This window comes from Asticcacaulis taihuensis (assembly GCF_900100255.1).
GTDB classification, from domain to species: Bacteria; Pseudomonadota; Alphaproteobacteria; order Caulobacterales; family Caulobacteraceae; genus Asticcacaulis; species Asticcacaulis taihuensis.
This window is the reverse complement of the sequence record NZ_FMTS01000001.1, coordinates 991,309-1,009,239: the sequence shown is the minus strand read 5'-3', so window position 1 is coordinate 1,009,239 and position 17,931 is coordinate 991,309. Positions and strand designations below refer to the sequence as shown.

The following is a 17,931-nucleotide window of genomic DNA, read 5'->3' as shown; positions in this document are numbered from 1 at the left end:
GGCGACGCCCTTTTTTTGACCACAAGGAGCCCTCCATGCCTGTCCGTTTTGACCGTCGCGCCTTTCTCATGGGCTCTACAGTAGCCGCCATAGCCGCCCCTGCCTTTGCCGGAGAGGCGCAGGCCGGGCCAAAACTGATAGCGTCGGGTGATGCACCGGTAACCGGCCACGCAAAACTGGCCGAATTCGATGGCTGGACGGTCTATGAGGATCAGAGCCGGCGCGATGGCGTCATCACCTTCGTCAGGGGCGATCAGGCATTGGTTTTGTCGAAGCGGCTGGAAGCCTGTTTCGACGATATCGAGCCTAAATATCTTGGGCTTTCCCTGAAGGATATCTGCCTCGCTGATGCCGACCTGCTGGCCGACAAGCTGCTGGCTGCTGGCGACGATCCCGATCCCGAAGCTGTGCGCCGCGCGGCCCCGCCGGCGGGCTGGAACTATACGCAGGAGGGGCTTTATACCCGTCTGGCCTGGACCAATTTCGTAGGCACTCGCCAACAGGGCGATACCATGCCGGTCTTCCCAAACGGCCGCACGCGCGGTTACCGTCCGGAGCACGCCTTTCCAAAATTGCAAGGCGATGATATGGCGAAAAAGCGCTGGGAGGGCCTACTCGGCGGCTGGCTGCCGGCGATCCACAAGATCATCGAGGTATCACCGACGCGTTATTACGACCTGCTGGTCTTCGCCGATGTTAAGGCGCCCGATGCCCTGCTGGTCCAGACCTGGCACCGCACTATCCAGTATGATAACGGCCAACCGGTGAAAACGGCCTTTGGCTATTCCTACGCGCCATATCCGCCGCGCCGGAAAGAGCCGACGACGGCCGAATTCTATCAGGCGCTGTTTGATTTCGCCGCCTACTGGCAGAACGAGGTCAGGGACCAATGCGCCCTGACCGTCCCCGACAAGGCTTTGGGCGATATGGTCAGCCACGCCTTCGTCAAGGAACTGATGACGCGGCCGCAAGGCGTCTATCCGAAATATGGTGTGGTCGACCGCGACTATTTCGGTCCGGAATATGACGGCTTCCAGGATATCCTGACGTCGTCGCTCTATGCCAATCTCGAATGGGGCCGCTTCAATCAGGCAAGGGCAGTGCTCGACAACTATTTCAACGAATTCACCGCGCCCGATGGCATGATCAATATGCGCGGGCCGGAAACCCCGCAGTTCGGGCTGACTCTTAGCCTGCTGGCGCGTTATTTCGCCTATACCGGCGATGTGGAGACCTTACGCAAGCACGCCGGCAAGATCGCCAACACCGCGGCCATCCTGACCGAAATGCACGATCTCAGCCTGAAGAAGCCGGCCGACGACGCCGGTTTCGGCCTGATCGATGGCTGGAGCGAATCCGATGCCTGCCTGCATCCCGATCCGACCCTGTGGTGGAAGCCGTACTGGAATAACTCGGCCTTCGCCGTGCGTGGCTGGCGCGACATTGCTCGTGTCTGGCCGGTGATCGCGCCCGAGCAAGTGGCGCTGGCGGCCGACTGGAACCGCCGGGCCGATCAGCTTCAGGCGCAACTGGTGAAAACCCTGCGCGCCAATGTCCGCAATGATCTGACGCCGCCTTATGTCGCCGTCCTGCCGGGTGCGAAACTGACCCACCGCGAAGCCTATGCCGAGGCACGAGAGAAAAAGCAGCGCACGGAGCAAGGCTGGGCGCATCGCGTCTATGCCGAAATGCTGCACGCCGATGTCTTGCCGGACGACTTGGCGCAGACCGTGATTGACGGTGTGCGCGGCCATGGCGGCACCTGCATCGGCGTGGTCGCCAATATCGCGCCGGCCAACGAAACGCACCGCGACCAGTTGGGTTTTATCTCTTACGGTTATGCCCAGCAGTTATTACGCTCTGGTCGCATTGAAGAATATCTGCTGTTCCTGCATTCGCACCGTTATCATTCGCATACGCCTGGCACCTGGGTGGCGGGCGAAGTGACAGGTATCGATGGCGATCTGCCGCTCTATTGCATTCCGGCACAGCTCACCATTCCGAAACTGGTTCGCTGGATGCTGGTCTTCGAGGCGTCGGACAGCGAGACGCTTTATCTCGGCCGTGCCATTCCGCGCGAGTGGTTCGCCTCTGGCCAGCCGATCCGTATTGAGGGTGCGCCGACCCGCTGGGGCAGGGTTGACCTGGCCCTGCAGGGCGGTGGCGAAAAGGTATCCGGCAAGGTGACATTCCATGGTGAAGAGCGGCCGGATGAGGTGGAACTCAGCCTGCGCCTGCCGAAGGACATGAAGGTGAAAAGCATCAGGATCGGCGGCAAAACGGTGAAGCTGGCTGGCGATATAGTCACCTTCAAACCGGGCAGGGCGGCGGAACTCTCCATAGAGGTCAGTCTTGCCAAACCGATCCTGACCGCCTAAATCAACCGGACAGCCACCCGACAGGATAAACCGACACATGTGATTTCACCGCTCAGAGACAAACGCCCTTTGTTGACCTCCGAGGAAATCCATATCCATGTCTGTTATCCTGTCCGACCTGTCGTGGTCGATCGACGGCCGCAATCTGTTTTCCCAACTCAACCTGAGCTTTGGCATTGAGCGCACCGGACTTGTCGGCCGCAATGGCACCGGCAAGACGACCTTGCTCAATCTTATCTCCGGCGCCTTGCCGCTCCAGGCGGGGCACATTTCTGTCACCGGTTCGTTGGGCGTCCTGAGCCAGAAGGTTCTGACCAGCCCGGCGGAAACCGTGGCTGATCTGTTCGGCGTGACCGAGGCGCTGGCGATCCTGCATCGCGCCGAAGCCGGCGAGGCCACGGCCGCGGATTTTGAGAGCGCCGACTGGACCCTGGAAGCGCGGATGACTGTTGCGCTGGCCCGTGTCGGGCTCAATGTCCTGCCGGAGACCCGGCTGCCCACGCTCTCCGGCGGCCAGCAAACCCGCGCCGGTCTGGCGGCGCTGGTTTTTTCCGCGCCAGACTTTTTGCTGCTCGATGAACCGACCAATAATCTCGACCGGGAAGGGCGGCGCGCTGTGCTCGACCTGCTGGTCGGTTGGCGGAAGGGCGCGATTGTCGTCAGCCACGACCGCGAATTGCTGGAGGCCATGGACGCCATTGTCGAACTGACCTCGCTTGGCGCCACGCGTTATGGCGGCAACTGGAGCCATTATCGCGCCCGCAAGGCACTGGAACTGGCAGCGGTTGAGGCCAATCTCGCTGATGCCGAAAAGCGCATTAGCGATACTGCCCGTGCCGCGCAGGCCGCTACAGAACGCAAGGCACGCAAGGATAGCACAGGAAAGAAGAGGGCCGCCAAGGGGGATGCGCCGCGTATACTGCTCGGGGCCCTGAAGAGCCGCAGTGAAAATACAAGCGGTGAGCAGGCCCGCCTGGCAGAACGTCAGCGCACAGAAGCGATGATGGCGGTAACCAAAGCGCGAGAGCGAATCGAAATCCTCCAGCCGTTGTCGGTTCCCATGCCGTCTACCGGCTTGCGTGCTGGTCGCACGGTATTGCAAATCAATGATGTGATAGTGGGGTATGAGGATCAGCCGGTTCTTCGGGATTTTTCCCTGACCCTGATTGGACCGGAACGTGTGGCCATTATCGGGGCGAACGGATCGGGCAAAACGACCCTGCTTAAGTTGATCACGGGCGGCCTCAAGCCGTGGGCAGGATCTGTGCGTGTGACGGACAGTCTGGCCCTGCTGGATCAGTCGCTGAGCCTGCTTGATCCCGCCCGGTCGATCCGTGAAAATTTCCATCGTCTTCATCCGCAGGTCGATGAAAATGCCTGTCGTGCGGCGCTGGCACGGTTCATGTTCCGGGCTGATGCGGCGCTACAGATCGTTTCCAGCCTCAGCGGTGGACAAATGCTGCGCGCCGGACTGGCCTGCGTGCTGGGCGGAGCGGTACTACCAGATCTGCTGATCCTTGATGAGCCGACCAATCATCTCGATATCGACTCGATAGAGGCGGTAGAGGCCGGATTGCGGGCTTACGATGGTGCGCTCTTAGTGGTCAGCCACGACGAACCATTTCTGAAAGCGATCAATATCGGACGCAGGATAGTTTTCTGACTTCAGGCAACTCCACAGGATAACAATTTCGTTTTTGACCTGTTTTCAGCAAAGAAAGGAAGATTTTACTTAAGGGGTCGTGGCAAGCTGACAAAAAAGCCGACACAGGGAGTGCGGTCAGATGCCGGATAAAACGCGTCTTCAGCTTTATATACCCAAGCCGCAGGCACGGCCGGGGGAACCCGTCAATTTCGATGGCCTGGTGGTGCCCGAAGCCGGATCGGTGCGCCGGCCTGACCCGCTCGGCTGCGAGGCGGACATGCGCGACATGCCGTTTTCGCTGGTACGGGTGCTCGATGAAGGTGGCCACGCGGTCGGGCCCTGGGCGCCGGATGTTTCGCCAGATCTGCTGCGCAAGGGGCTGCGCGCCATGCTCCAGACGCGCCTGTTCGATGACAAGCTGTTCCGCCTGCAACGCCAGGGCAAGACGAGCTTCTACATGAAATCGACCGGCGAGGAGGCCATCGGCGCGGCGCAATCCCTGATGCTGGGGCAGGGGGACATGTGTTTCCCGACCTACCGCGTCCTGAGCTGGCTGATGGCGCGCGACTATCCGCTGATAAACCTGGTCAACCAGCTCTTTTCCAATGAAAAAGATCCGCTGAAGGGGCGTCAGCTTCCGGTGCTTTATTCGGCGCGGGATTACGGCTTCTATTCGCTGTCCGGCAATCTCGGCAGCCGTTTCGGCCATGCCGTCGGCTGGGCCATGGCCTCGGCCTACAGGAATGACGACAAGATCGCGCTGGGCTATGTTGGCGAAGGCACGACCGCTGAGGGCGATTTCCACGAAGCCCTGACCTTTGCCGGCGTCTACCACGCGCCGGCGATTTTGTGTGTCACCAATAACCAGTGGGCGATCTCGACCTTCGCCGGCATCGCCAACCCGCGCGATACCACCTTCGCCGCCAAAGCCATAGGCTACGGCATTCCGGGCCTGCGCGTCGATGGCAACGATTTCCTGGCCGTCTGCGCCGCTACCCAATGGGCGGCGGAACGCGCCCATGCCAACCTCGGTTCGACCCTGATCGAGTTCTTCACCTATCGTGCGGCCGGCCATTCGACCAGCGACGACCCGACCAAGTACCGGCCGGTCGACGAACCGGTCCACTGGCCGCTGGGCGATCCTATCGTGCGACTGAAGACACATCTGATCACCATCGGTGAATGGGACGAAGCGCGTCATGACGCCCTGACCGCCGAACTGACGGAAGAGATCAATGCCGCTGTCCGCGAGGGTGAGGCGGTGGGCACGCTTGGCAAATCCAAGCCGCCGGTGGCCGAGATGTTCGAGGGCGTCTTCAAGGAACCGGACTGGCGCGTGATCGAGCAACGCAAAGAGCTGGGGATATAAAACATGGCCAGCATGAACATGATCCAGGCGCTCAATAATGCGCTCGATATCACCCTCGCCAGCGATCCGGATACCCTGATCTTCGGCGAGGATGTCGGCTATTTTGGCGGGGTATTCCGTGTCACCGACAAGCTCCAGGAAAAGCACGGGCTGACGCGCTGCTTCGATGCGCCGATCAGCGAAGGCGGCATCATTGCCGCCGCCATCGGTATGGGCGCCTATGGTCTGCGGCCGGTGGTGGAGATCCAGTTCGCCGACTACATCCTGCCGGCCTATGATCAACTCGTTTCCGAGGCGGCGCGCCTGCGTTACCGGTCGGGCGGCGAATTCTGGGCGCCGCTGACCGTGCGTTCGCCCTATGGCGGCGGCATCTTCGGCGGCCAGACGCACAGTCAGTCGCCGGAAGCGATCTTCGCCCATATCACCGGCCTCAAAACGGTCATTCCGTCCAATCCGTACGACGCCAAAGGACTTTTGATCGCGGCCATAGAATGCGACGACCCGGTCGTTTTCCTGGAGCCGAAGCGCATCTATAACGGCCCCTTCGATGGCCGTCCCGATCAGGCGATGAAGACCTGGGCGGGCCATAAGGATGCCGAGGTGCCGGAAGGCCATTATACGGTGCCGCTCGGCAAGGCGGCGATAACCCGACCGGGCAGCGAGGTAACGGTCCTCGCCTACGGCACCATGGTGCATGTGGCGCTCTCGGCCATAGAAGAAAGCGGCCTTGACGCCGAACTGATCGACCTGCGCTCCATCGTACCGCTCGATATCGACACCATAGTGGCCTCGGTGAAGAAGACCGGACGCTGTGTTATTGTCCACGAAGCTTCGCGCTTCAGCGGTTTTGGCGCCGAGCTTTCGGCCCTGATCCAGGAGCGCTGCTTCTATCACCTGAAGGCGCCGATCGGCCGGGTCTGCGGTTGGGACACGCCATATCCTCACGCTTTTGAATGGGACTATTTCCCCGGACCCGCCCGAATCATAAGGGCACTCAACTCTGCCATGGAGAACTGAAGTATGGGCCTCTATCTTTTCCGTCTGCCCGATGTCGGCGAAGGCGTGGCCGAGGCTGAAATCGGCGCCTGGTATGTCAAGGCCGGCGATGTCGTACAGGAAGATGCGCCGCTGGTCGATATGCTGACCGACAAGGCGTCGGTCGAGATCACCTCGCCGGTCACCGGTACGGTTTTGGCTATCCATGGCGAGACCGGTGATTTCGCGCCGGTCGGCTCTGTGCTGGTTGAACTGGACGTGGCAGGCTATGGCGAAGCCGCATCTGCCGGGGCGGCAAAGCCGGAGGCGCTGCCGGAACCGGCCGAAAAGCCTGTCCCCACCGCCTCGAAACCTGCGCCTCTGGCGGCGCCAGCCACACGCCACCGCGCCAACGAGATGGGGGTTCCCCTGTCGTCTGTGATCGGTACGGGGCCGGAAGGGCGCGTCCTGCCCGAAGATCTGGACGCCTATGCCGAGCCGGAAATCGCCCCGGTCACATCCGATGGCGTGACCGAAGTCCGCATTGTCGGCCTGCGCCGCAAGATCGCCGAAAAAATGCAGGCATCCAAACGCAATATCCCGCATTTCGCCTATGTCGAGGAATTCGACATGACCAATCTGGAAGCCTTGCGCAAGGAACTGAATGAGGCGCGGAGCGCCAACCAGCCAAAGCTGACCCTGCTGCCTTTCTTTATGCAGGCGGTGGTGAAGCTGCGGCCGGAATTCCCCAATGTCAATGCGCGCTACGACGATGAGGCAGGTATCCTGCGCACCTATGATGCCGTCCACATCGGCATTGCCACCCAGACGGCGAACGGCCTGGTGGTGCCTGTGGTCCGCCATATTGAAAGCTTGGATATCTGGGGCTGTGCCCGCGAACTGGCACGCGTGACCCAGGCCGCGCGTGACGGCACGGCCAGCCGCGAGACCTTAAGCGGTTCGACCATTACCCTGACGAGCCTGGGCACGCTTGGCGGCATAGCGGCGACGCCGGTGATCAATGCGCCGGAGGTGGCGATCCTGGGGCCTAACAAGCTGGTGGAACGGCCGGTAGTGAAGGATGGCCAAGTGGTAATCCGCACCCTGATGAACCTGTCGTCGTCCTTCGATCATCGGATCATCGACGGCTTCGATGCAGCCTCCTACGTCCAGCGCCTGAAGCGGCTGATCGAAAAACCGGCCCTGCTGTTCATTCCTTAAAACAAGTCGCCGTTCAGGTAATCGCCGAGGGCGCCGTCATTATTACGTGCCGGATCATGGTTGACTGAGCACAGTACACCCTTCGCCGATGCCCATGTGGATTCAAATTGAAATAAATTGGACTGATTCAGTAGTCTGATATATTTTTGAAATTGAATTTACAGGTGGCGGACAACGGGAACTCAGTGCCTATGGCGGCGGATAATCAGAAGCTCTATCAGAATATCATTGCTGCCCTTCAGGCAGACATTTCTGCGGGACGATTCCGCGAAGGCGACCGCCTGCCGCCGGAACGGGTTCTGGTTGAGCGTTTCCAGGTCAGCCGCCTGACCATCCGCGAAGCCATGATCGGTATGGAAATCCTGGGTCTGGTTGCTGCCCGCCGCGGATCGGGTGTCTATGTCACGGCGCCGCCGGCAAATGGGCTGGAGACCAGCGAACTGGACATCGGCGCCTTCGAACTGACGGCGGCCAGGCGTGTGGTCGAGGGCGAAACAGCGGCTATCGCGGCCACCATGGCCACGGATGAGGAAATCGCAGAACTTGAGACGATTCTCAATCGGATGATCGACGAGAATAATGCCGGCGAGACCCTGACGCATGATGAAGCGGCAGACCGCGAATTCCATCTTGGTATCGCCAGCGCCACGCAGAACGATGCCCTGTATTTAGTGGTCAAGACCCTTTGGGAGGTGCGCGAGCGCTCGCCATTGGCGATGGAAATGCTGCGGCGCTCGCGTTCGGCCGGGGTCAAGCCGCAGATCGATGATCATCGCGCCATTGTCGATGCTATTGCCGCGCGCGATCCCGACGCCGCACGCAACGCGATGCGCGATCACCTGGGGCGGGTTATCGAGAACCTGCTGGTTGTGACTGAAACGGATGCGATCAATCGCGTCCGTGATGAAACAGCTCGTCTGCGCGGACGGGCCGGCCTGGGGAGATAAACTGTCGTTCTGCAAGAATTGCAGCTTGTTTCGCTATTGCGCCCCGTGTATATTGATCAGATAACTTTGTCAGACCAAACTAGCCAAGTCCATATCCATGCAATTGAATAAAATCACCAGCGAGCCAGTCCATTCCAGTTCGGCGATTATCCGGGCGGCGCGCGTTATCGTTACTTCACCCGGGCGCAATTTCGTCACTCTGAAGATCGAGACCGACCAGGGCGTCTACGGCATTGGCGATGCCACGCTGAACGGCCGTGAACTGTCGGTCGTCTCCTATCTCGAAGATCACGTCATCCCCAACCTGATCGGTAAGGACGCTCAGCGCATCGAGGATATCTGGCAGTTTCTTTATCGTGGCGCCTACTGGCGGCGGGGGCCGGTGACCATGTCGGCGATCGCGGCAGTCGATACCGCGCTGTGGGACATCAAGGCCAAGCTGGCCGGGATGCCGCTTTATCAACTGCTCGGCGGCCGTTCACGTGATGGGGTGCTGGTCTATGGTCACGCCAACGGCTCCGATATCGAACATACGGTCGATGAGGTGGGGCGCTATATGAGCCTTGGCTACAAGGCGATCCGGGCGCAATCGGGCATTCCCGGCGTCAAGGGGGCTTATGGTGTTGGACGTGGCGACATGTATTACGAGCCCGCCGATGGCACCTTGCCGACCGAGACCCTGTGGAACACCAGTTCCTATCTTAATTTCGCTCCGAAGCTGTTTGAAAAACTGCGTGATGTTCATGGCTTTGACATCGAACTGCTGCACGATGTTCACCACCGCCTGACGCCGATCGAGGCCGGCCGTCTCGGCAAGGATCTCGAACCCTACCGCTTGTTCTGGATGGAAGATGCGACGCCGGCCGAAAATCAGGAAGCGTTCAAACTGATCCGTCAGCATACCACCACGCCGTTGGCTGTCGGCGAGATATTCAATACCATCTGGGACTGCAAGGATCTGATCCAGAACCAGTTGATCGACTATATCCGCACGACGGTTGTCCATGCCGGCGGTATCACGCACCTGCGCCGCATTGCCGACCTGGCGTCTATGTATCAGGTGCGCACCGGTTCGCATGGGGCCACTGATTTGTCTCCGGTGTGCATGGGGGCGGCCCTGCATTTCGATACCTGGGTGCCCAATTTCGGCATTCAGGAATATATGCGCCATACGCCGGAAACGGACGCGGTCTTCCCGCACGATTACCGCTTCGACGATGGCTACCTCAAGGTTGGCGACACGCCGGGCCATGGGGTCGATATCGATGAAGCCCTTGCGGCGAAATACCCCTACCAGCCCATGCAACTGCCCGTGGCGCGTCTTCAGGACGGGACGATGTGGAACTGGTAGGGCACAAAGCGCGCCACAGCCGATAAAAGGCTTTGGCGCGTCGGGGGTTCTTGTCTAGTATGCGGCGTAATTACGCATTTCTTTAAGGCAGGACCAGCATGACCGGCGAAAACGTCAACCCGATCCCCAATCTCCTGACCGGTGTGCGCCTGGTATTCGGTGTCGTTATCTTCGTGTTGCTGGCCGGCATGGCGGGCGGTATCCCGTTCCTCAACGCCCAGTCGGACATGTTGTTCGGGATGCAGCGCTGGAGCGTTTATGTCTTTATCATCGCCGCCCTGACTGATTTGTTCGATGGCATACTGGCGCGCAAGCTGCACGCCGAAAGCCAGTTGGGGGCCATTCTCGACCCGATCGCCGACAAGATCCTGGTGTGCGGCACTATCTTGGGCGTTTTCGCCATCCATTCGGGTGATCCGTGGTTCGCCCTGCCGGCGGCCTTCATTCTGTTCCGTGAATTCGCCGTCAGTGCCTTGCGCGAAACAGCGGCGGCCAAGGGCGTCAAGGTGCCGGTTAGCTTCCTCGGCAAGGTCAAGACGACTATCCAGCTTATCGCGTTGGGCGTTTTGCTGTTCGCCGATGCCTGGTCGGCCTTCGGTTTGCAACCGGACGGCTCGACGGCCGTGTTGATGACCGGTTATGCGCTGGTGTGGATCGCAGCGATCATTTCGCTGTGGACGGGCATTGCCTACTTCATTGCCGCCTGGAAAGACCTGTAAGCCTTGCCACTGTTCGGAAGCGGACAATTTCCAAGGCGCGGCTTTAACACAACAGATCGCAACGGCAACCTATGTTACGCCGATTTAATTAGACCTTTATCAAAAACTTATAGATGTTGCCATCATCGTGCATTGCGCACCTAAAAGTGGTAATATGTCCTTAGCTCTATCAACTCTGATTTATGAATGGCGACGGTATTTGGCGGCCGTAATCGCCTTGGCCGTTGCCGGGCTGCTCGTACTTGCCATGACGGGTATGTTCATGGGCATGGCCCTGTCCTTCACCGCTACGGTCGACAAGTCACCGGCCCAGATAATGATCCTGCCGCCGCAGGCAGAAGGACTTTTTGGCGATTCCGGCCAGCCGCGCCGCATGATTCCGATGGTATATGAGCATCCGGGGGTGGCCGAGGTCCAGCCGATGATCATGAACTGGGCCATGTGGTCGAACTTTCCCAAGGATGGCCAACCGGCTAAAGGCGACGGTGTGCGTGTCGTCGTCGTCGATCCGGTCAAGGGTGCGGTTACCTTGCCCAGCGATTTTTCTGACGCGACCATTGAGGCTCTGAAAGAACCGTTCGCCGTCATTCTCGATCGCACGAGCCTCGGTAAGCTGGGTGTCCAGGTGGGTGACAAGGCCAAGATGAACGGCCGCACCGTAACTGTGGCCGGCGTGGTTGATGGGTATCCCAATATGTTCAATACCCAGGTGTTCACCTCTTATCAGACGGCGAAGCTGATCTATGTCGCCGATGATGGTCCACGCGTCGGCCCGTTGTTGGTCAAGCTGAAAGATCCGACGCGGGCCAAACAGGTGGCGGCCGAACTGAATGTCCTGGGGGCCGGCCAGTTCAAGGCCTGGACGCGTGAGGAATTATCCAAGAGTTCGCAAATGGGGATGATGAAGGAAGGCGGTATTGCCATTATGATTGGGTTTATGGCGCTGGTCGGGGTCTTTATCGGCATCGTCATCACCTGGCAGACCCTCCAGGGCGCGATCCTTGCCAATATCAAGGAGTTTGCAAGCTTGCGCGCCCTGGGCGTATCGATGGGAGAGCTGCGGCTTATCATTATTGAATTGAGCTTCTGGGTTGGCGTGGCGGGTCTCATCCTGACGGTTATCCTGGTCAGCGGCGTAGCCATGCTGGCCAAGGTGGGCGGTGTGCCGATGGATTTCCCGCTGTTCCTCGATATTCCCGTCGCCATTATGCTGATGGTTATTGCCATACTGTCGGGCCTGTTTTCGCTCGGCATCCTCAAAAAGAGCCAACCCGCGGACCTGCTAAGATGACCGGTAAACTCGCACTGAATGCCAAGGGCCTGTCCAAGGGCTACAAGATCGGCAAACTGAAGCAGCAAGTCCTGAAGGGCGTTGACTTCACTGCCTATCACGGCCAGGTCACCATGGTGATGGGGCCATCGGGCTCCGGCAAATCGACCCTCATTGCTGCGCTTTCGGGGCTGATGAAGCCTGACGAAGGCGAGGTTATGGCTTTGGGCGAAAATCTGTGGAAGAAGAAGCGCGGCAAGATCGACAGGTTCCGCCTCGATCATTGCGGGTTCATCTTCCAGGGCTTCAACCTGTTCCCGTCGCTGAACGCCACCCAGCAGGTCGAACAGGTGCTGAAGTACCAGAAGGTGAAAAAGTCCGAAGCACATCGCCGCGCTGTTGAGGTCCTCGACGCAGTTGGGCTCAAGCATCGCCTGAAGCAAAAGCCGGCGGAGCTTTCCGGCGGGGAAAAGCAGCGCGTCGCCATCGCCCGGGCGCTTTCCAAAATGCCTTCGCTGATCTTCGCCGACGAACCGACCTCGGCGCTCGATTCGGTCAGCGGTCAGGTGGTTATCAAGCTGCTGCATCAGGCTGCCAAAGAGCGAGGCGCAGCCGTGGTGGTTGTGACCCACGATCCGCGCCTTGAAGCCTATGCCGACCGCGTCATTCACATGGAAGACGGCAAGATCCTGAGCGACACCATGATCTCCGGACCGCCCGTCATCGTTTAAGAATATGAAAAACAGAGAAATGCATATGTCTCGTAAATTCGCCGCCTCCACCGCTATCACCTTGATTGTCATGACGCTGGGCGGACTTTCGCTCACCGCCTGTCAGAAACCAGGGACACCCGGCGGCAGCAAGGCCGCCGAGGTCAAGGCGCCACCAAGCCCTTACGCTGCCATCGCCGCCGGCAAGGTCGATGTCGATGGCGGCGTGGTCGAAGTCGCCGCCCGCCGCGCCGGCATCGTCGAGCAGGTCTATGTCCAGGAAGGCGACCTCGTCACCAAGGGCCAGATTCTGGCCCGTCAGGAAGATGAAGATACGCTGTTGGCGGTTAATAACGCCCGTGCTTCGGTCAACCAGGCGCAGTCGGCCCTGGCCCTGACACAGGTCCAGATTCGCACGGCCCAGCGCGAATATGACCGTCTGGAAAAACTGGCTCCGACCAATTTCGTGGCCCAGCAGAAACTGGATCAGGCGCGTGATGCCATCGACAGCGCCCGCGCAACCCTGGAAGCCCAGCAGGCCGCTGTGGCAGTGGCGCGCTCGCAACTGGCCCAGGCGGAATATCAGCAGGACCTGACCATTATCCGCGCGCCGATGGATGGCAAGATTATCCGCCGTTATGCCAACCCCGGCGCGGGCGCATCGACCCTGAACGTGTCGACCATGTTCGACCTTGAGCCGGCCATCCCGCATATCATCCGCTCGGAAATCGTCGAAAGTTCGATCCCCGATGTCAAGGTGGGCCAGGAAGCTGAAATCATTCCGGAAGCCGATCCGTCAAAAATCTATACGGGTAAAGTCATGCGCATCGCCGCTACCTTCGGCGCCCGCAAGCTGAAATCCGACGGCGGCAACGAGGCCAGCGATGAACGCGTGGTCGAGGTGGTGGTTTCGGCCGACAACACGCCCTTCCTGATCGGCCAGCGTGTTCTGGTCAAGTTCATGAAGCCGGGCGAGAAGGCTGGTATCAAGCGCGAAGAGCCGAAGCCCGCCACGCCGGCCAAGACCTAAATTTTAATAGTTCGACGGTATAGAGAAGGGGTGAAACCCTTCTCTTTTGCCATTCCGCGCAGCCATTATGCGTCCGATGTCCAGCCCAGGGCCGGCGGCGCCAGCCTCGATGTGCTGCGTTTTCTGGCGGCCAGCTTTATCCTGCTGTTCCACTATGGCAGCACGGCGCCGGTCGATCTGGCCACCCTGTTCCCGATCTTTAAGCAGGGGTGGCTGGCGACGGACTTTTTCCTGTTCCTCTCCGGCTATATCCTGTCGCGCGCCTATGGTCAGAGGCTGGTAACCTCGCACATGCGCCGCACGCACTTTTTTCTGCGTCGTTTCGCACGTTTATGGCCGTCGCATATCCTGGTCTTGCTGGCGTTCGGCGCTTTTGTCATGGCCTCCACGGCGGTCGGTTTTGCTCCCAACCATGCCGAAAAGTATGGCGCCGCAGATTTCTTTGCCCAGGCCTTCTTGGTTCACGGCTGGGGCATGATGCACGCGGAATCGTGGAACACCCCGACCTGGACCCTGTCGGTCCTGCTGGTGTGCTACGCCTTGTTTAGCCTCTATATTCCCTATCTCTACAAACGCGGCCTGGCGGTAATGATCGGCCTGTCGGTCGTTGTTCTCCTAGCCGCGCATGGCCTGGCATTAACGCTTGCGCACCACGCTTTTGTCGATTTACCCTTTAGCTGGGCGCTTCTGCGCGCCATTCCGCTGTTCCTGCTCGGCAATCTGATCGAGCGCATGACGGCCGGGTTCAGGGTGTCGAAAACGGTTTTCTGGATCAGTCTTGCCGGTGCATTCGCGGCCATCAGCGGCCTGTGCCTCCTGCCGCGCAATGCTGCGATCGACAGTCTTATTCTTGTCCTGCTTGGGAGTGTTCTGGCGGTTTCGGGTGGCGTCACCTTTCACGAGAATATCGTCACTCACCGGATGGGCCGCGCCTCTTTCGCGCTCTTCCTGACCCATTCTCTGGTCGGGGCCGTGTGGTTTGGGATCAGTCCGAAACTGATCGCGCATTTCGCACTGAATGCACCGATGCAATGGGTATTGTGGGGAGCCGGCGTTTTGGCGGCCGTTACCGTAGCCTTCCTGTTCGATGCCGTGGTGGACAAGCCGCTCAGCCAGTGGGTGTCAAAACTTTCCTTCGTCAAGGGCGGTATCTAAACGCAGAAAATACCGCTAAACTCATATCGGTCGGAGGTGGGCCGGTCGGAGGTGGCATGAAGAAACTGGCGCGGATTATCGCAGGTGGTGGACTGCTGGCTGGACTCATCGGGCTTTTGCTGCAATTCGCCCTGACAATTCCGGCCTCTATGGCGGCGGGCCGCAATTTCGGATTGTCGATCCTGTTCTATTTTTCGTTTTTTACCATTCTGTCCAATATCGCCGCCGTTATCAGCCATGCGGCGCAGTTGCTGCCGGCAAGCATGATGGCCTATTTTCACCGGCGCAGCACGGGCGGTGCGATCACCACGCTCATGGTGGTGGTGGGTATTGTCTATCATTTCATCTTGTCGCCGCTGTGGTCGCCGCAAGGGCTGTTTCTGGCCTGTGACGTGATCCTGCACTACATCACGCCGGGCCTGATGGCCGCCTGGTGGCTGGCCAGCGCCAATGGCAAGGCACGCTTCAAGACCCTGCTGTGGTGGCTGCTGCCGCCGGCGGTCTATCTCGTCTTTGTCTATATCCGCTGGGCCTTCGTGCATGAAGTGCCGTATCCGTTCCTCGATCCGGCCCTGACGCGGCAGGAACTCATCAGCGGCATCACCGGCATTGTCGTGCTGTTTCTGATTACCGGGCCGGTTGTGGTGATTACCGACAAGATCGCAGGCTGGCTGAAACGCCAATACGGCTGATGTTACACAGCATCCAGGCCGATGTCGAAATTCGGCACCGAATGGGTGAGGGCGCCCACCGAAATGACATCCACGCCGGTTTCGGCGATCTGGCGTACCGTTTCCATATTGACGCCGCCGGAGGCTTCCAGGATGGCTTTGCCGCCCGCCAGCTTTACCGCCTCGGCATACATGTCGAGTGAGAAATTATCGAGCAGCAATACATCCGGGCCATAGGGCAGGGCCTGTTTGAGCTGGGCGATGCTGTCGACTTCGATCTCGATCTTCATGGTGTGGCCGACACTGGCCTTGGCGCGCTCCATGGCCGGGCCGACGCCGCCGCAGATGGCGATATGGTTGTCCTTGATCAGGATGGCGTCATCCAGGCCGTAGCGATGGCTGTAGCCGCCGCCACATTTCACCGCGTGCTTTTGCAGGCCGCGCAGGCCAGGCGTGGTCTTGCGGGTGCAGACGATACGGCTTTTCAGGCCGTCTATGGCGGCAACGTATTTCGCGGTCAGCGAGGCGACGCCGGAAAGGTGGCAAAGCAGGTTGAGTGCCACCCGCTCACCGGCCAGAATGGCGCGGGCATTGCCTTCGATGCGGGCGATGACATCACCTTTTTTCACGGCGCTGCCATCAGGTAACACGGTCTCGAAGCGGACCTGCGGGTCCATCAGGCTCATGGCCAGGCGCGCGCAGTCTATGCCGGCGGAAATGCCGGCGCCGCGCGCGCGGAATTCGGCCTTGAAGCGTGCCTTGGGCGGTATGACCGCCGAGGCCGTAACATCGCCGGCTAATCCTAAGTCTTCCTTCAGGGCGTCGCGGATGATCGGCTCGATCAGGAGGTCAGGCAATCCGGTGAGGTACATGTACTCAACTCCCCATGTGTCTTATTCTGGACTTTGGCCCAGTTTGTGAAGGTCCGTGCGCCGACCGCTTCGGTTTGCGGATAGTCGCTGCGGTAATGAGAACCGCGACTCTCGCGCCGATGCAAGGCGCAAGTTGCAATCAGGCGCGCGCTGACCAGAGCCAGGGCGCCGTGGGCGCGTTTGTCGAGGTCAGTGATCAGGTCGAGCAACCGGATTAGGCCAGCCTCATTGCGTACCACGCCGGCATCCCGCGCCATACCGTCACGCAAGGCTTTCAGATCGGATTCAGTCAGACTTGGTGGCAGGACAGGGACAAGGGCATGAGCCGTATCCGGCGTGAAATCACCGCCCAGTCCGGCAATGGCTGCCTTGCCGACACGCTCACCAAAGGCGGCGGCTTCGAGCAGGCTGTTCGAGGCCAGGCGATTGGCGCCATGAACGCCGGTGCAGGCGCATTCGCCAACAGCAAAAAGGCCGGGCAGTGTGGTCTGGCCAAAGATATCGGTTTTGATGCCGCCCATATGATAGTGCGCGGCGGGGGCCACCGGCATCGGCTGAATGCGCGGATCGACGCCTTGGCTCATGCACGAGGCAAATACGGTCGGGAACTCGGCCGGGAAGTGTTCGCCGATAGCCGTACGCGCATCAAGGAAGGCGCCGCCGCTTTGGTCTGCCTTGTGAACGGCGCGGGCGACGATATCGCGCGGGGCCAGTTCGCCGTCCGGGTGGTCATCGAAAACGAAACGATGGCCGTTCTGGTCGATCAGGGTGGCGCCTTCGCCGCGTAGAGCTTCGGTGGCCAAAGGCGCCGGGTCGAGGCCGAATTTCAGGGCGGTCGGGTGGAACTGGACGAATTCCGGATCGGCGATTTCGGCGCCGGCCAGTGCCGCCATGGCGATGCCTTCGCCGCGCAGGTTGGCCGGATTGGTGGTGACGGCGAACAGGCCGCCGGAGCCGCCGCTGGCCAGGATCACGACCGGTGCGAAGACCTCAACCAGCCTGTCGGTGTGCTGCACCAGGGCGCCGATCACCACGCCGTTCGCTGACTTGATCAGGCCGAGCGCGTGGGCGCGTTCCCAGATGTCGATATGCGAGGCATTGAGCGCCCGGTGTACGACGGCCTCGAGTATGGCCTTGCCAGCGAGATCGCCACCGACGCGGGCTACGCGGGCCAGGCCGTGGGCGGCTTCGCGGTTGAGTACGAAGGAGCCGTCCGTCTTGTGATCGAAGGGCGCGCCCATCGCTTTCAGGCGATGTACGGTTTGCGGGCCGGCTTCGGTCAGGGTTTTGGCGGCCAGTTCATCCACGATGCCTGCGCCGGCATTGATGGTGTCGAGCGCGTGGGCTTTTGGGGAGTCTTCAGGAGAAAGGGCGGCGGCAATTCCGCCCTGCGCCCAGGCCGACGAACAGGCCACACCAAGCGCCACGGGCGCCAGCACCAGTGTCTTACGGGGGGCGGTATTTAGCGCCACGCTCAGGCCGGCCAGTCCGGCACCGATGACCAGCGGACCGTTATGGATATAGGTTTCAGTAGGCATTTAAGCGCCTTTATGATGGGGCGTAAAGTCGGTGATAAATCTAAATCCTCCCCTCTTGGAGGGGAGGGGGACCGCGTAGC

At 60.1% G+C, this 17,931-nt stretch carries 15 protein-coding genes; 13 read left to right on the top strand and 2 right to left on the bottom strand.

The genetic code is table 11. The features are described 5' to 3' along the window. Positions 1-35: 35 nt before the first annotated feature. The 13 genes from BLO49_RS04835 (at position 36) to BLO49_RS04775 (ending at position 15,462) form a co-directional block, all read left to right on the top strand. Complete coding sequence (locus BLO49_RS04835; protein WP_245678858.1) at positions 36-2,378, top strand: Tat pathway signal protein; 2,343 nt, start codon at positions 36-38, stop codon at positions 2,376-2,378. Between the two features lie 97 nt (positions 2,379-2,475). Beyond that, positions 2,476-4,041: an ABC-F family ATP-binding cassette domain-containing protein gene (locus tag BLO49_RS04830; protein ID WP_220083694.1), complete on the top strand. Its 1,566-nt coding sequence runs from the start codon at positions 2,476-2,478 to the stop codon at positions 4,039-4,041. Between the two features lie 121 nt (positions 4,042-4,162). Further along, positions 4,163-5,392, top strand: a complete 1,230-nt coding sequence (locus BLO49_RS04825) for a thiamine pyrophosphate-dependent enzyme (protein WP_090644854.1) — start codon at positions 4,163-4,165, stop codon at positions 5,390-5,392. A 3-nt stretch (positions 5,393-5,395) separates the two neighbouring features. Continuing rightward, the gene (locus BLO49_RS04820; protein WP_090644851.1) at positions 5,396-6,409 is read left to right on the top strand and encodes an alpha-ketoacid dehydrogenase subunit beta; all 1,014 of its coding nucleotides are present in this window, start codon (positions 5,396-5,398) and stop codon (positions 6,407-6,409) included. Between the two features lie 3 nt (positions 6,410-6,412). After that, positions 6,413-7,588 carry a dihydrolipoamide acetyltransferase family protein gene (locus BLO49_RS04815; protein ID WP_090644848.1) on the top strand — a complete coding sequence of 392 codons (1,176 nt, stop codon included), beginning with the start codon at positions 6,413-6,415 and terminating at the stop codon, positions 7,586-7,588. 191 nt (positions 7,589-7,779) lie between these two features. Continuing rightward, on the top strand, positions 7,780-8,535 hold the full coding sequence (locus tag BLO49_RS04810) for a FadR/GntR family transcriptional regulator (protein WP_090644845.1): 756 nt from the start codon (positions 7,780-7,782) through the stop codon (positions 8,533-8,535). Positions 8,536-8,632: 97 nt separating this feature from the next. Continuing rightward, on the top strand, positions 8,633-9,886 hold the full coding sequence (manD, locus tag BLO49_RS04805) for a D-mannonate dehydratase ManD (protein WP_090644842.1): 1,254 nt from the start codon (positions 8,633-8,635) through the stop codon (positions 9,884-9,886). Positions 9,887-9,984: 98 nt separating this feature from the next. After that, the gene (gene pgsA, locus BLO49_RS04800; RefSeq protein WP_090644840.1) at positions 9,985-10,605 is read left to right on the top strand and encodes a CDP-diacylglycerol--glycerol-3-phosphate 3-phosphatidyltransferase; all 621 of its coding nucleotides are present in this window, start codon (positions 9,985-9,987) and stop codon (positions 10,603-10,605) included. A 154-nt stretch (positions 10,606-10,759) separates the two neighbouring features. Continuing rightward, the gene (locus BLO49_RS04795; RefSeq protein WP_090644837.1) at positions 10,760-11,896 is read left to right on the top strand and encodes an ABC transporter permease; all 1,137 of its coding nucleotides are present in this window, start codon (positions 10,760-10,762) and stop codon (positions 11,894-11,896) included. Continuing rightward, positions 11,893-12,606: an ABC transporter ATP-binding protein gene (locus tag BLO49_RS04790; protein WP_090644834.1), complete on the top strand. Its 714-nt coding sequence runs from the start codon at positions 11,893-11,895 to the stop codon at positions 12,604-12,606. Before BLO49_RS04795 ends, BLO49_RS04790 begins: the two co-directional genes overlap by 4 nt. 25 nt (positions 12,607-12,631) lie before the next feature. Further along, positions 12,632-13,615 carry an efflux RND transporter periplasmic adaptor subunit gene (locus BLO49_RS04785; RefSeq protein WP_090646135.1) on the top strand — a complete coding sequence of 328 codons (984 nt, stop codon included), beginning with the start codon at positions 12,632-12,634 and terminating at the stop codon, positions 13,613-13,615. A gap of 30 nt (positions 13,616-13,645) precedes the next feature. Then, positions 13,646-14,770, top strand: a complete 1,125-nt coding sequence (locus tag BLO49_RS04780) for an acyltransferase family protein (protein ID WP_090644832.1) — start codon at positions 13,646-13,648, stop codon at positions 14,768-14,770. A 56-nt stretch (positions 14,771-14,826) separates the two neighbouring features. Then, positions 14,827-15,462, top strand: a complete 636-nt coding sequence (locus BLO49_RS04775; RefSeq protein WP_090644829.1) for a Pr6Pr family membrane protein — start codon at positions 14,827-14,829, stop codon at positions 15,460-15,462. Between the two features lie 2 nt (positions 15,463-15,464). Here the strand turns inward: BLO49_RS04775 and nadC are convergent, their stop codons facing one another. Together nadC and BLO49_RS04765 are read right to left on the bottom strand one after the other, a co-directional pair. Then, entirely contained in the window at positions 15,465-16,313 is an 849-nt protein-coding gene (nadC, locus tag BLO49_RS04770) for a carboxylating nicotinate-nucleotide diphosphorylase (RefSeq protein WP_090644826.1), read from the bottom strand. Continuing rightward, the gene (locus BLO49_RS04765; RefSeq protein WP_090644823.1) at positions 16,283-17,851 is read right to left on the bottom strand and encodes an L-aspartate oxidase; all 1,569 of its coding nucleotides are present in this window, start codon (positions 17,849-17,851) and stop codon (positions 16,283-16,285) included. Before BLO49_RS04765 ends, nadC begins: the two co-directional genes overlap by 31 nt. Positions 17,852-17,931 lie beyond the last annotated feature (80 nt).

What these genes read in the sequence shown, in the direction of transcription:
- BLO49_RS04835 (WP_245678858.1), top strand. Translation starts at nt 36, where the DNA reads ATGCCTGTCCGTTTTGACCGTCGCGCCTTTCTCATGGGCTCTACAGTA.
- BLO49_RS04830 (WP_220083694.1), top strand. Translation starts at nt 2,476, where the DNA reads ATGTCTGTTATCCTGTCCGACCTGTCGTGGTCGATCGACGGCCGCAAT.
- BLO49_RS04825 (WP_090644854.1), top strand. Translation starts at nt 4,163, where the DNA reads ATGCCGGATAAAACGCGTCTTCAGCTTTATATACCCAAGCCGCAGGCA.
- BLO49_RS04820 (WP_090644851.1), top strand. Translation starts at nt 5,396, where the DNA reads ATGGCCAGCATGAACATGATCCAGGCGCTCAATAATGCGCTCGATATC.
- BLO49_RS04815 (WP_090644848.1), top strand. Translation starts at nt 6,413, where the DNA reads ATGGGCCTCTATCTTTTCCGTCTGCCCGATGTCGGCGAAGGCGTGGCC.
- BLO49_RS04810 (WP_090644845.1), top strand. Translation starts at nt 7,780, where the DNA reads ATGGCGGCGGATAATCAGAAGCTCTATCAGAATATCATTGCTGCCCTT.
- manD (WP_090644842.1), top strand. Translation starts at nt 8,633, where the DNA reads ATGCAATTGAATAAAATCACCAGCGAGCCAGTCCATTCCAGTTCGGCG.
- pgsA (WP_090644840.1), top strand. Translation starts at nt 9,985, where the DNA reads ATGACCGGCGAAAACGTCAACCCGATCCCCAATCTCCTGACCGGTGTG.
- BLO49_RS04795 (WP_090644837.1), top strand. Translation starts at nt 10,760, where the DNA reads ATGTCCTTAGCTCTATCAACTCTGATTTATGAATGGCGACGGTATTTG.
- BLO49_RS04790 (WP_090644834.1), top strand. Translation starts at nt 11,893, where the DNA reads ATGACCGGTAAACTCGCACTGAATGCCAAGGGCCTGTCCAAGGGCTAC.
- BLO49_RS04785 (WP_090646135.1), top strand. Translation starts at nt 12,632, where the DNA reads ATGTCTCGTAAATTCGCCGCCTCCACCGCTATCACCTTGATTGTCATG.
- BLO49_RS04775 (WP_090644829.1), top strand. Translation starts at nt 14,827, where the DNA reads ATGAAGAAACTGGCGCGGATTATCGCAGGTGGTGGACTGCTGGCTGGA.
- nadC (WP_090644826.1), bottom strand. Translation starts at nt 16,313, where the DNA reads ATGTACCTCACCGGATTGCCTGACCTCCTGATCGAGCCGATCATCCGC.
- BLO49_RS04765 (WP_090644823.1), bottom strand. Translation starts at nt 17,851, where the DNA reads ATGCCTACTGAAACCTATATCCATAACGGTCCGCTGGTCATCGGTGCC.